The sequence below is a fragment of the Rhodopila sp. genome, assembly GCF_965277165.1.
In the GTDB taxonomy this organism is placed as follows: domain Bacteria; phylum Pseudomonadota; class Alphaproteobacteria; order Acetobacterales; family Acetobacteraceae; genus Rhodopila.
Window position 1 is genome coordinate 2,525,829 of the sequence record NZ_CBDICE010000006.1, and the last position, 13,619, is coordinate 2,539,447.

Consider the following 13,619-nt stretch of genomic DNA (forward strand, 5'->3'; position numbering starts at 1 on the left):
CTCAGGTGCGGGAAGTGAAGCGATTGACGATAGATACAGCATCGGCCTCCGGCCCAGCCGGACGGCCGGCAGAAAACCAGAGGGCGATCAAACATGTTACGTATATAACGATCCCTAAACCGATGGCGATGGCGAGGTCGGCACCTAGGTCTGCGTTAGTTCCAATCCAATCGTTCCATCCAAGGCCCGCCTTGGTCAGCGTCCCCGCCATGACGCCGGCAGCGATCGCGGGCCGCATCACGCTAGCCATTATCAGACCGATCCGTAGTTTCAGGCGATGCATGATGGTTGCCACAAATACGACTTCTTGGATGATGCCGGCTACGATGGCCGAAACAGCCCCACCAACCAATCCGTACTCCGGGATGAGCAATAGCGACAGCGAGAAGCGAAGTGTTGACACGACCGCTGTCATCCACAATATGGACCGAAGCCATGCGTGAGCCGAGAACAACGCCTCCGCCACCGCACTGAACAGGCCAATCGCTCCTGCCAAGGCAAGCAACTGAACTAAAGGCACCGCTTGCAGCCATTCGGCACCAAAACCCAGTTTGACGAGTGGGTACGCGACGAGCGAGAGCCCAACGCTCAAAGGGAGGGTAAACAAGGCAAGAAAGGACAAGACGCGAAGAAGCATGACCGATCCGTCGCTGCCTTCCCGTCGCTCGGCTGCAAATCCCGAAAATAACGCCCGGCATAAAGGTGCAACGATTTCGGAACTTGGCAGAGAGGCGATTTCAGCCCCTACTCCATAGACACCAACGGCTGCCGTACTGATAATGCGGCCAATGATGAAGCTGTCCGCGCGCGTGCTGAAAAGATTGAGTAGGCCAATGAGCCATTCCCAGAATGAGAAGCTAAAGATTCTTGGTATTCCGGCGATCCCCAGGCGAGGCCGGTAAGGGTGCATGATGTAGCTGAGGCTGACGGTCAGAAGGCGGCTGGCAATGATGCCAGCCACCAACGCCCAGTAACTATGCCAAAGGAAGGCGGCCGGAATGGTGACCGCAAGCGCGAGCAAGCGCGGTATTATCTGGATTTTGAATTCCATGTTGAAGGCAAGATTGCGACGAAATTCAATAATGCCGACATTCTGGAGGGCGGAGACAGCCCAAGTCGCCGCGAGCACGTAAATGATCTCAACCAGATGTTGGTTGCCAAAAAATCGTGCAACTGGGATCGCAAATGCCGCCATCATCGCACTTGTGAATACCCCGCGCACCACGTTGATGGTAAATCCGGCATCGTAGATTGAGCGATCCGGAGTATCGGTCCGAATAATGGCCCCCTCGACGCTAAACCCCGCGACCCCATCCAAAGCTTGAAAAAATCCGATGGCCAACGAGACGATTCCGAAATCACCTGGGGTTAGTAATCGTACTAGTATCAAAGTACTACAAAAGCCAATCGCGCGCGTGGCAATGCGCCAGCCTATCGTCCATCCGGCGCCTTTGGCTGTCCTCGACAGAATGGACTTGGCGGAATGGTTACCGTCAACCGCCACGGGCAGTTCGGTAGCAGATTTCAGTGTGGACAATCGGGCACCGCCGCTAAACCCACGCATCGGTCTTACTGTAAACACTACAGTCCTTTAAATACGGTTTCGTTGGCAATGGGTTAGCAGATACACACTTAGGTTGTTACACTAGGGCTTTCCGCGCGAGGGCCGAATCAAGGGTCGCCTCAATCACTTCATACCAGGGATTGTCCATGCCCCTCACCCGCAAACGCATCCTGATTACCGGCGGCGCCGGATTCCTAGGCTCCCACCTCGGCGAGCGCCTGCTACATGAAGGCAACGACATCCTGTGCGTGGATAATTATTTTACCGGACGTAAAGACAACATTTCGCACCTATTAGGCAACAAAAATTTCGAGGCTCATCGCCACGACGTAACATTTCCGCTGTATGTCGAGGTCGACGAGATCTACAACCTGGCCTGCCCGGCCTCGCCGATCCACTACCAGTTCGATCCGGTGCAGACCACCAAGACCAGCGTCATCGGCGCCATCAACATGCTAGGCCTGGCCAAGCGGGTGGGGGCGAGGATCCTGCAATCCTCGACCAGCGAGGTCTATGGCGACCCCACTGTCCACCCGCAGACCGAGGATTACCGCGGCAACGTCAACCCGCTGGGCCCGCGCGCCTGCTACGACGAAGGCAAGCGTTGCGCCGAGACGCTGTTCTTCGACTACAACCGCCAGCACAAGGTGCCGATCAAGGTGGCCCGCATCTTCAACACCTATGGCCCGCGGATGCACCCGAATGACGGCCGTGTGGTGTCCAATTTCATTATTCAGGCGCTGCAGGGCGAGGATATTACGCTGTATGGCGACGGCAGCCAGACCCGGGCGTTCTGCTACGTGGAGGATCTGGTCGATGGGCTGATCCGGCTGATGGCAACCGAACCCGATTTCACCGGACCGATCAATATCGGCAATCCGCATGAACTCGCCGTGCGTGAGCTGGCCGAACGGGTTATCGCGCTGACTAATTCGAGTTCGAAGATCGTGCATCGGGCGCTGCCACAGGATGATCCGGTGCAACGCTGTCCGGACATAACGCTGGCAAGGCGGGTGCTGGGGTGGGAGCCGAGCGTGAAGCTGGACGAAGGGCTGCGGCGCACGATCGCCTATTTCGATACGTTGCTGGCGGCGCCGTCCGGCGGCTGCTGAGCCCTGTGGTCCGCTTGCGGCGTTTCCCGCAGCCGATCGCAGAACCCCAGAAACTGGGCAACGCGGCGGTCCCAGCCGGATTCAGCGGCGACCGCGGTTCCGCCAGCGCGCAGATTGTTGCGCAATGCGTCGTCATCGAACATCCGGATGATCGCCGCGGCGATCGCGGCCACATTGTCACCGTCCACCACCAGCCCGTTGACCTGGTCGGTGACCGCGTCGACGCTGCCGCCGGCACGCCCGGCAATGACCGGCAGGCCACAGGCGTTCGCCTCCAGGAATACCAGACCGAATCCTTCGGTCTCGCCGTCCGGCATCTCGCGGTTTGCCATGATGAACGCATCGCCCAGGCTGTAATGGTCGGTCAACTCGTGGTCGGGGACGGCCCCGGCGAAGACCACGTTGCGTCCGAGGCCATGCGCCAGGACCAGGCGTTCAAGCTCCGGGCGATAGCTGCCCTCACCGACGATCAGGTAGACCAGGTCGGGAAACCGGTGCAGCACGACCGGTAGGCTCTCGATGACCCGATCGATGCCCTTTCGTGCATAGAGCCGGCTGACCGTCAGCAGCACAGGCCGCTGTTGCAGGGAATGATCGCTTCTGGTCAAACCGATCATGCTCTGCGAGTCGTCGTTTGTAGCGGGTGATTCATGCTCTTGGTGTTTCCACCGAGAGCGATCGCGCGCGAGCGCGTATCGCGCCACCAGATACGCCGACCGCGGCCGTGGCACGAAGCGATCGCGATCGACGCCATTCGATACCAGTTCGATCTTGCCGGGGGGAACACCGAACATCCGCGTCAGGGTGTCCTGGGTGAACCGGCTGACCGCGACGATGCCACTCGCGGCGGAAAAAGCCCGCCGCCGTCGCTGCCCGCTCTGATCGTAGCGGGCTCGGGTGCTGATTTCCTCACCGTGGATGTAGATCACGGTTTTCAGCCCGAACAACCGCCGGCACGTCGTGGCGAGCCAGCCGCCGGCGACGAGTTCACCGATACAGAGCACAGCGATGTTTTCGGCGCGAACGATGCGCCAGATGCTGCCGAGTACGGCCAGGCGGATCGCGAGATCGGCGGCCACGCCGCCAATGCGTTCCAGAATGCCGGCATCTTCCGGCAGAAACTGGGTACGGAGCAGGCGGATGCGATGCACCTTGAACGGCGCCCGGCGATCGAACTCGCGCCAGCCCGGGATCGGCCAACCATTGCGGTAGTCGTGTTGCGGCGCCAGCACCGAGACCCGACCGCCTCCGAAGCGGGCGAGGCTGTCGTAAACGATAGCGGACCCCCCATGCACCGGCGGGAAGGTGTTGGCGACGACCAGGCAGCGGCCGGTCCCGGTCTGAGGCGGTGACGGCCGCCGACCTAAGGCCTGGGTCGCCAGTGTGCCGGCGACAAGCTGGTCACGTAGTTCCTGGGGGGACAGGAATACGCCGCCCAGTTCGTCGCGAAAGAAGCTCAAAAACCCAGAAATCCGGTCGAGGAATTCGGCGAGGTCACGCGGGTTGCGCACGTATGGGGTATTCCCAGGCTGCAACGACGGGCTGTGATAGCTGAGGGTGAAAATCCGCTCGCCGCGCCGCAGCAGCGACCGTGTCAGTCGCAACATCGCCGCAAGGTCGGAGCCTTCGGGCGACAGCGTGACCCGCTCCAGCACCCGGGCGCGGGCCAACAGCCCAGCGGCGCGGATCGCCCGGAACGGCTTGCGCTCGGCGATGGCGTAGGCCGCGGGCAGTTGTCGGGCAAGCAATCCGGTCAAGTCGCGGGTGACCGGCAATTCCAGCAGCCGCCGGTCGGCGCCGAACCAGAACGGGGTGTAGCCGAAGGCGGAGAAATCCGGGCCGCCCATATGGGAGTAGCGGGTGCGCGGCATCAGGCTGGTATCCACCTCGAAGCCTTCGTCCTCTAGCAGCGACGCGCTGGACGGTCCGAAGCCATAGCGGCCGGCTTTGTATACCTTTGGCTGCAGATTGAAGGTTTCGCGCACGGTCCCGGTCAGCCGGTGCAGCTTTTCCCGCTCCAACGCGGTGGGCAGGTTGCCCGGGAACGACTGCCGCTCATGGGTTTCGGCGTTGAACGGGGGTGTCACCCAGGGGTGCAATTGGGCGCCGATGTCGCACCGGCCGTCGGCCAGATAGTCCCGCAGCACCGAAGCGGCCGACGGATCGGAGGCGATCGGGTAGGTGACCAGGTAGGTCGGGCGGGCATCGTAGCATGAAAAGACCTCGTGCGCGCGGTTCTGATACCGGATCGAGGAGGTTTGGTTGTTCCGCGCGGAGACTGGACGGCCCCAGTGAAACTCCTCCTCGGCGTCGACGATGATGCAGAGGATCGGCGGGCCGGCCGGCGGGCGGATCGGTTCGATCGCGGGAAACAGCGTGCCCGAGTTGGGGGCGGACAGCATATTCAGGCTCCTGACGTCGGGCACGAAAGCTCACGGCCCCTGCCCTTGACGCTTTTGGTCGGGCGGAACCTGGGCGTTTATGCCGCAGTCGGAAGGACCTCGCCACCAGGAACTTTATCGAGGTGACATGCCGACAGATGACCCTCGTTCACCGGCCGCAGTATTGGCTCCTCTACCCGGCAGCGGTCGTAGGCGAACGGACACCTGGTATGGAACCGGCAACCCGACGGCGGATTGATCGGGCTGGGGACGTCACCTTTCAGCATGACCCGTTGCCGTCGGGCGGTCGGATCGGGCACCGGCACCGCCGACAGCAGTGCCCTGGTGTAGGGATGATGGCTGTTGGCAAACAGCGTGCGCCGATCGGCCAGTTCTACGATCTTGCCCAGATACATCACCGCGACCCGGTGCGTCAGGTGCTCGACCGTGGCCAGGTCGTGGCTGATGAACAGCAGCGCCAATCCCAGTTCGTCCTGCAGGTCGGCCAGCAGGTTGATGATCTGCGCCTTGACCGAGACATCCAGCGCGGAGACCGCCTCGTCGCAGATGATCAGGTCGGCGCCCGGCGCCAGGGCGCGGGCGATGCCGATGCGCTGGCGCTGGCCGCCGGAGAACTCGTGCGGGAAGCGGTTGATCGCGTCGCGCGGCAGGCGGACCTTGTCCATCAGCGCGGCGACTTTCTCGTTCAGGTCCCTGCGGCCATGCGCCATGCCGAAATTGATCAGCGGTTCGGCCACGATATCGCGCACCTTCATGCGCGGATTGAGGCTGCTGAACGGATCCTGGAACACCACCTGCACTCGTTTACGCATCATCCGCAGCCTGCCGGCCAGCATGTTGTCGATACGTTCGCCGTCGAGATAGACCTCGCCATCAGTCAGCTTGAACAGCCGCAGGATGGCCTTGCCGACGGTCGATTTGCCACACCCCGACTCGCCGACCAGCGACAGCGTTTCGCCGCGGCGAATGTCGAAGGTGACGCCATCGACGGCGTAGACGTTGGCGGTGACCTGGCCCAGTAGACCGCCATGGATCGGGAAGTGTTTCTTGAGGGCGTTCACCTCCAGCAGCGCACGCTCCGCCATCACGCCGGCACCTGCTGACTTGGGGCGGTTTGGCCGGCGTAGTGGCAGGCGACGCTATGATCGTCCGCCTTGGGCACGATCGCGGGCGCCACGCGGCGGCAAAAATCGGTCACCATGTGGCAGCGCCCGGCGAAGGCGCAGCCTATGATCGGCTTGCGCAGGCTGGGCACCAGCCCGGCGATCTCGGCCAGCCTGCCGCGGCCGCCCTGGTCCAGCGAGGATCCCAGCCTGGGGACCGCGCCGAGCAGCCCTTTGGTGTAGGGGTGCATCGGGTGGGCGAAGATCTGGTCGACCGAGGCTTCCTCGACCTTGCGGCCGGCGTACATCACCACGACCCGCTGCGCCATTTCCGCGACGACGCCGAGATCGTGCGTGATCAGCAGGATGGCCGACCCCATCCGGGTCTTCAGGTCGCGCATCAGATCCAGGATCTGCGCCTGGATGGTGACATCCAGCGCGGTGGTCGGCTCGTCGGCGATCAGCAGCTTGGGATTGCAGGCCAGCGCCATGGCGATCATCACCCGCTGGCGCATGCCGCCCGATAGCTGATGCGGGTACTCGCGCACCCGGCGTTCGGGAGCCGGGATGCCGACCAGGGTCAGCATCTCGACTGCCTTGGCCTCGGCGTCGCGGGCGTTCATGCCCTGGTGCAGGCGGACGGTCTCGCCGATCTGCTGGCCGACATTGAGCACCGGGTTCAGGCTGGTCATCGGCTCCTGGAAGATCATCGAGATGGCGTTGCCGCGGATGGCGCGCATTTCGGATTCGGATGCAGTCAGCAGATCGCGGCCCTCGAAGCGGATACTGCCGGCGATCTTGCCCGGCGGTTCCTGGATCAGCCGCAGGATCGACATCGAGGTCACCGACTTGCCGCAGCCGGATTCGCCGACCAGGCCCAGGGTCTCGCCGGCGCCGATATGGAAAGACAGGCCCTCGACGGCGCGCACCACCCCGTCTTGGGTGCCGAAATGGGTTTGCAGGTTCTGCACTTCGAGTAGGTGCTGTCCGCTTCGCGGACCGGGAAGGTGTTGTCCGCTCCGCGGACCGGGAAGGTGTTGTCCGCTCCGCGGATTGGGCAGGGCCATGGGCGTTACAACCGTTTCGCCAGACGCGGATCGAGCGCGTCGCGCAGCCCGTCACCCAGTAGGTTCACCGCCAGCACGGTGATCGAGAGGAAGATGGCGGGGAAGAACACGATATAGGGCTTTACCTGCCACAGCGCGCGTCCCTCGGCCATGATGTTGCCCCAGCTTGGGATGATCGGCGGGGTTCCGGCGCCGATGAACGACAGGATGGCCTCGGTGATCATTGCCGCGGCGCAGATGAAGGTCGCCTGCACCATCAGCGCGGCCAGGGTGTTGGGCAGGATGTGCTTCCAGATGATCACCGGCACGCGGGTGCCGGAGGCGATCGCCGCCTCGACATAGGGCTGCTCGCGCAGCGACAGCACCACGCCGCGAACCAGGCGCGAGACGCGGGGGAACTCGGCGACGGTGATGGCGATGACGACGTTCTGTACCGAGGCTCGGGTCAGCGCCATCAGCGCGATCGCCAGCAGCAGCGGGGGGATCGACATCAGCCCGTCCATCACCCGCATCACCACGGAGTCGAGCGGGCGGACGAAGCCGGCGACCAGGCCGATGAAGGTGCCGAGGACCGAAGCGCAGAACGCCACCGAGAAGCCGACGATCAGCGAGACGCGGGAACCGTAGAGCACCCGCGAATAGACGTCCCGCCCCAGCATGTCGGTGCCAAACCAGTAGAGCGCCGATGGGTCGCGAAGGCGCTTGGCCGGAGCGAGCGCGGTGGGGTCCTTGGTGCCGAGATAGGGTGCGAAGATGGCGATGAAGATCATTACGCCGAGCAGCAGTCCGCCGACGAATATGGTCGGGTTTCGATAGATGAAGCCGGTGATGCGGCCACGTTGCTTCGGTACCGGCAGGATGGCAGGCAGGTCCGGTGCGGCGGCGTGATCCCGCTCGGCGATGTCGCGCGCTTCATAAGGCGCATCGGCGAAGCGGGAGCCGGTGTGATTGGTGTGCCCTGGGGTTGTTGCGCTCAATAGCGGATCCTTGGGTCGAAAAGGGTATAAAGAAGATCCACCCCCAGGTTGATCAGCACGTAGACGAAGCTGAACATCAGCACGACGCCCTGGATCACAGGGTAGTCGCGCCGCAGGATGGCATCGATGGTCAACCGGCCGAGGCCGGGGATGGCGAACACGCTCTCGGTCACCACGGCGCCGCCGATCAGGGCGGCGAAGCCGATACCGACGACGGTGACGATCGGCACCGCGGCGTTCTTCAGCGCATGGACGAACAGCACGCCGCGCTGTCCGACGCCTTTCGCCTTTGCCGTGCGCACGTAATCCTGCGACAGCACATCCAGCATCGTCGCCCGGGTGATCCTGGCGATAAGCGCCATGTAGATCAGGCCCAGGGCGATGGACGGCAGAATCAGGTTGCGCAGGAACGGGATCAGGCCGCGGTCGATCGGGGTGAAGCCCTGTACCGGCAGCCAATTCAGGCGCAGCGCGAAGACGTAGGCCAGCACGTAGCCGACGACGAAGACCGGAGTGGAAAACCCCAGCACCGCCGTCATCATCACCGCCCGGTCGATCCAGGAGCCGTGTTTCCAGGCCGCGAGCACGCCCATCGGGATGGCGAGAACCAACGACACGATCAGGGTCAGGATCATCAGCGACACGGTTGGCTCGATGCGCTGGGCGATCATGTGGCTGACCGGCAAGTTGGTGAAAATCGAGGTACCGAGGTCGCCGTGCAGGACGTGCCAGAACCAATCGAAGAACCGTACCAGGAACGGCCGGTCGAGGCCGAGAGAGGCTCTGATGTGGGCGACGTCGGCGGGGGTGGCCTGGTCGCCGGCGATGATCGCCGCCGGGTCGCCGGGGGCGATGTAGAGCAGGCTGAACACGAACAGCGCCACCAGCAGCATGACCGGGATGGTGGCGAGGATGCGACGGACGATGTAGGACAGCATCAGGAGACGACCGCATTGGGCAACGGCCGGGCGCTGCCGCGGACTTCGGACGTCGCCGGCGGCCGGTTTGACCCTGATATCAGGCGGAATCCTGATATTGGGCGGACGGGCAGCCGAGCCTTTGGGGCGCCTTGGCGTGCCAACCTGCTCACGCCTTCTTCACATCCCAGAACACGGGGAACGGCGCTTTGACCACGCCCGAAATGTTCTTCCGCCATGCCTGATAGCCCTTGAAGAAACCGGTCGGGATGTACACGACATCGTCCATCGCTGCCTTGTTCAGTTCCGCGATGACCTTCTTTTCGGCGTCCAGGTCGGGAGCGGCGTACCAGGCCGCAATCTTCGCCTCCACGAGCGCGGATTTCGGCCAGCCGTACCAAGCGGTCGATCCGCTGGCATCGAGCCCGGTATAGGGCGCCGGGTTGATGCAGTCGGCACCGGCGGTCCAGGTGTGAAAGATGTGCCAGCCACCCTTGTCCGGCGGTTGCTTGCTGGCACGGCGTTGTCCCACCGTGCCCCAATCCAGCGCCTCATACCGAACGTTCATGCCGATTTGCTTCAGCAGGTCGGCGGTCACGTCACCCTGGGCCTTGGTGATCGCCACGTCGGTGGCGACAAGCAGAATGATGGGCTCATTCTTATAGCCCGAGTCAGCCAGCATCTTTTTTGCCAGGTCGAGATCGCGCTTGCCCTTCAGCCGGTCGCTGCCGTTCTCGGTATAAAGCGGTGTCCCAGGAGTGAAGAAACTCGGCATGGTGCGCCACAGCGCGGGGTCGTCGCCGACCACCGCCTGCATGTAGTCCGACTGACTGAGCGCCACCTGGATCGCCTGGCGCGTCCGGACATCGCTGAATGGCGGAAACAGGTGGTTCATCCGAAACACGCCGACGTTGCCCAAGGGGTCCGCGATATCAACCGCGATGTCGGAGTTCCGCCGCAGCAGTGGCACCAGGTCGGATAGCGGTGTCTCCCACCAATCGACCTCGTCGTTCTGCAACGCCCCCGCCGCGGTAGCGCCATCGGGGATGATCTGCCACTCGATCCGGTCAAAGTTGATGCGCTTTCCACCCGACATCCAACTCGCCGGTTCGGTGCGTGGCTGATATCCGTCGTAGCGCTGGAACACCGCCTTGGCACCGGGGATCCATTCGTCGCGTTTCAGCCGCATCGGGCCGGAGCCGACATATTCGGAGATCTGCGTAAACGGATCGGTGGCCGCAATCCGCTGCGGCATGATGAACAAGACCGGCGTACTGCTCTTGCCCAGGGCGAACAGCATCTTCGAGTAGGGCTTGTTCAGGCGGAAGCGGAAGGTTTTGTCATCCACCGCCTCAAGAGCGTCGAGTTGGGCCTTGATGATGCGTCCCATGGTTGAGTCGCGCGCCATCCAACGGTTGATGCTGGCGACCACGTCCTTAGCCAGCACCGGCTCGCCGTCGTGGAATTTCAGCCCGGGGCGCAACTTGAAGGTCCAAGTTTTGAAATCGGGCGTGTTCTCCCAGCCTTCGACCATCTGCGGCTTTGGCATCAATTTGTCGTCGACACCCATCAGCGTGTCCCAGATCAGCAGTCCGCCGTTGCGCACGACGTATTGCGTGGTCCAGATCGGATCGAGGTTTGCCAGATTGGCCTGTGGGATGAACCGCAGCGTCTTGGTGTCAGCGGCCAACGACAAGCGAGGCGCGCCGAGGGCGCCGGTCGCGGCGACGGCGGCGGTCCGCAGCAGGCCCCGGCGATTGATCCCAACAGCGGCCGAATTGGCGATCCCGGTAGCGGTCGCATTGTCCATGTTCGACCCCGTCGCTGTGTCTTTGATCCGCGTCATGCGCAATCGCAGACCACACCTGCGCAGCGTGCATGAGTGTGCCGCGAAACGCCATAGTGCTTTCTGTTCATGTTCGCGCCACGGATTTCGGCGCGCCGACCGAGGTCCAAGGCTCTCGCCGTCGGGACGCGGGCGTTGCCGGGACGCCGGGTGGTCAGCCGGCGGGCGTAAGGGGCGACGCCGCGGCGGCGACGGAGGCAGTCAGAGAAGACCGTTGTTTGCATTCCGTCTCCGTCTCCGGACACGGACGTCGTCTCCCTGGTCGGCTCGCTGACTTGCGGACCTTGCTACTGATTGAACACGGGATCATGGCGGCGGCCAAGGGGGGTGTGACCGTCTGGTGGCGAATGGCAGTCGAAGTCAGTCGAGACAGGAGCGCAGGACGATCGCGCGCATGACCACGCCGATCGTCAGGACCGGGAACAGCATCACTGCCAGCACCAGCATCTGCCAGCACCAGCATCTGATGGACCCGACGGGTTCGTGCGCAGCCGCGGCCCGGCAGCAGCGCCGCGACGGGCAGGCCGGTCTATTCAACCGTCTGGATGACTTCGAAGCCCTCGAACTCGGGGTGGCCCAAGTAGAGCGGCTTGTTGGCGCCGGCGCTGCTGTGCGCCTTGCGGAACGCATCGGATGTGGTCCAGGCCTCGAACGCCGCCTTGTCGTGCCAAGTGGTGTGGGAGGAGTATAGCACGTGATCATCGCGTGTGGGTCCGCGCAGCAGGTGGAAGGACCCGAAGCCGGGCACGTCGCGCAGATGGGTATCGCGGGAGGTCCAGACCTCCTCGAACGAGGCCTCGGCGCCGGGCAGGACCTTGAAGCGATTCATGGCGATGAACATCAACGGGGTTCCTTTTTCCTGAATGACAGGTTTAACCGAGTGAGAGCAGGATTGTGGTGACCGGCGATCGCGCTGTCATGCCTCTGCGACGGCCGCCTCGCGGGACCGGCAATGAGCGCCGGCGTTGCCGGGTTCAGTTGATGAACCGTTGGCGATCGAACGACAGCAAATCGCCAACGGCGTCGATCGCTATGTCGGCGGGGCGGCGCTTTCGCAGTTCCTCGGGATCGATGGCATAATGGCCCTGGCGCGGGAAAACGGTGGTCACCCGGTCGCCCCATTGGGTCTTCAGTGCCTCGAGGATGCGCAGCTTGTCGTCGATCATGACGTAGTGGCGTGCTGGATACAGTCGCTCGACATCGTCCAGCGCCTGTTCCTTGTGGACATAGATCAGTACGTTGTCGGCGAACGCCCGCCACAGCCCGGAGCGTTCGACCTTGCGTGGCTGGAAGGCGGCGTCACCATCGGACAGGATGACGCACGGCCCCCAGGCGGAGACGTGACTGACGACATCGAGGGCGCGGGGATACAAACGGTCGGCGAATGGATAATCCGCCAGCCAGTTGGCGATGCGCAGGATTTTCGGATTGTGCAAATCCTCCAGCCGATAAAGCTGCAATGCGCCGAGGTAGTCGGCGTAGCCGAGGCGACCGCGCAAACCTTCGAACAGCGCAAAATATCGATCGCGAGCGGCCTGGCCATAATTGGTGCTGAGGTGTTCGCTGAGGTCGCCCTGAACATGGTCGTTGTCCAGCAGCGTGTTATCCACATCGAACAGGAAGACCACGTCGTTCATGGCGGCATTAACGCACGGCGGGGGGGACGGCGGCGACCATCCTTTCGAGAAGTTGATCGATTTCGGCCGGTTCCGACCATTCCAGGCCGACGCCGACGACGATCACCTGTTCACGGATCGCCGGCGGCAGGCGGACGGCGTCTTTCGGCGTGGTGACCGCCACCGCGAGCCGGTCCGTTGCCTCCCGCAGCAATTCATCAAGCTCGCTTGCGGTGTAGGCGTGGTGGTCGGGAAATCGCCGAACGGCCACCAGCGTGGCGCCGGCGGCGCGTAACGGATCGAAGAATTTCTCCGGTATCGCGATACCTGCGAAGGCGAGCACGCGCTGACCGGACAGCGCGGTGACGGAGTTGTCCTGCACCAGGCGGGCCTGCAGAAGCGGCAGTGTGGGCGGCAGAGAGGCGCGGGCGTCGGTGAGGTCGGCGCCGATCATCACCGACGCCTGGCAGCGGGCGGCGGCGGCGGCCACCGGCTCACGCAAAGGGCCAGCCGGCAGCACGCGGCCGTTGCCGAAGCCGCTGCTTCCGTCGATCACCAGGATGGAGAAGGTTTTCCGCAGGGTCGGATTCTGCAGGCCGTCATCGAGCAGCAGGATTTCGGCTCGTGCCGCGATGGCCGCGCGGGCGCTGGCGGCGCGGTCGGCGCCGATCCAGGTGGGGGCGACCTGAGCCAGCAACAACGCTTCGTCGCCGACCAGGGCGACGCCATCGCCGGGGGCCACGCGATGCACGCCGCGCGAGGTGCCGCGATAGCCGCGTAGCAGGACATGGACGTTTCGGTGCGACAGGCGACGGGCCAGATCCAGCACCAAAGTGGTCTTGCCGGCTCCTCCGACGGTGACGTTGCCGCAGCAGATCACCGGGACCGAGGCCTGCCAGCCCGGACGTGCGACCCGAGCTGCGGTAAGCGCGGCGCCGATGGCCGAAAGCGGCGAGAGGGCGCTGGCGAGTATTCCGTTGCGTAACCAGAATGACGGGGCGGTGGGCATGCCAGG

11 protein-coding genes are annotated in these 13,619 nt (G+C 63.6%); 1 reads left to right on the forward strand and 10 read right to left on the reverse strand.

The window, feature by feature from the left end; translation table 11 throughout:
* Position 1: 1 nt before the first annotated feature.
* Positions 2 to 1,537: an oligosaccharide flippase family protein gene (locus tag ACQY4Y_RS23830; RefSeq protein ID WP_428493056.1), complete on the reverse strand. Its 1,536-nt coding sequence runs from the start codon at positions 1,535 to 1,537 to the stop codon at positions 2 to 4.
* A gap of 173 nt (positions 1,538 to 1,710) precedes the next feature.
* Here ACQY4Y_RS23830 and ACQY4Y_RS23835 point away from each other — a divergent pair, with 173 nt between their 5' ends.
* Positions 1,711 to 2,676, forward strand: coding sequence for a UDP-glucuronic acid decarboxylase family protein (locus ACQY4Y_RS23835; RefSeq protein ID WP_428493057.1), 966 nt, complete (start codon positions 1,711 to 1,713; stop codon positions 2,674 to 2,676).
* On the opposite strand, the gene ACQY4Y_RS23840 is transcribed toward ACQY4Y_RS23835, so the two are convergent.
* The 9 genes from ACQY4Y_RS23840 to lpxK all read right to left on the reverse strand — a co-directional run bounded on the left by ACQY4Y_RS23840 (position 2,634) and on the right by lpxK (position 13,613).
* Positions 2,634 to 5,078: a glycosyltransferase gene (locus tag ACQY4Y_RS23840; protein WP_428493058.1), complete on the reverse strand. Its 2,445-nt coding sequence runs from the start codon at positions 5,076 to 5,078 to the stop codon at positions 2,634 to 2,636. The genes ACQY4Y_RS23835 and ACQY4Y_RS23840 overlap by 43 nt on opposite strands.
* Before the next feature lie 77 nt (positions 5,079 to 5,155).
* On the reverse strand, positions 5,156 to 6,163 hold the full coding sequence (locus ACQY4Y_RS23845) for an ABC transporter ATP-binding protein (protein WP_428493059.1): 1,008 nt from the start codon (positions 6,161 to 6,163) through the stop codon (positions 5,156 to 5,158).
* Complete coding sequence (locus ACQY4Y_RS23850; RefSeq protein ID WP_428493060.1) at positions 6,163 to 7,152, reverse strand: ABC transporter ATP-binding protein; 990 nt, start codon at positions 7,150 to 7,152, stop codon at positions 6,163 to 6,165. Before ACQY4Y_RS23850 ends, ACQY4Y_RS23845 begins: the two co-directional genes overlap by 1 nt.
* Positions 7,153 to 7,253: 101 nt before the next feature.
* Positions 7,254 to 8,225 (reverse strand): ABC transporter permease, encoded by a 972-nt coding sequence (locus tag ACQY4Y_RS23855; protein ID WP_428493061.1) that lies wholly within the window; start codon positions 8,223 to 8,225, stop codon positions 7,254 to 7,256.
* On the reverse strand, positions 8,222 to 9,163 hold the full coding sequence (locus ACQY4Y_RS23860; protein ID WP_428493062.1) for an ABC transporter permease: 942 nt from the start codon (positions 9,161 to 9,163) through the stop codon (positions 8,222 to 8,224). Before ACQY4Y_RS23860 ends, ACQY4Y_RS23855 begins: the two co-directional genes overlap by 4 nt.
* 148 nt (positions 9,164 to 9,311) lie before the next feature.
* Complete coding sequence (locus ACQY4Y_RS23865) at positions 9,312 to 10,952, reverse strand: ABC transporter substrate-binding protein (RefSeq protein WP_428493063.1); 1,641 nt, start codon at positions 10,950 to 10,952, stop codon at positions 9,312 to 9,314.
* Between the two features lie 565 nt (positions 10,953 to 11,517).
* Positions 11,518 to 11,829, reverse strand: coding sequence for an antibiotic biosynthesis monooxygenase family protein (locus ACQY4Y_RS23870; RefSeq protein ID WP_428493064.1), 312 nt, complete (start codon positions 11,827 to 11,829; stop codon positions 11,518 to 11,520).
* Positions 11,830 to 11,962: 133 nt separating this feature from the next.
* Positions 11,963 to 12,625 (reverse strand): HAD family hydrolase, encoded by a 663-nt coding sequence (locus ACQY4Y_RS23875; protein ID WP_428493065.1) that lies wholly within the window; start codon positions 12,623 to 12,625, stop codon positions 11,963 to 11,965.
* 7 nt (positions 12,626 to 12,632) lie between these two features.
* Positions 12,633 to 13,613: a tetraacyldisaccharide 4'-kinase gene (gene lpxK / locus ACQY4Y_RS23880; RefSeq protein ID WP_428493066.1), complete on the reverse strand. Its 981-nt coding sequence runs from the start codon at positions 13,611 to 13,613 to the stop codon at positions 12,633 to 12,635.
* Positions 13,614 to 13,619: the final 6 nt, after the last annotated feature.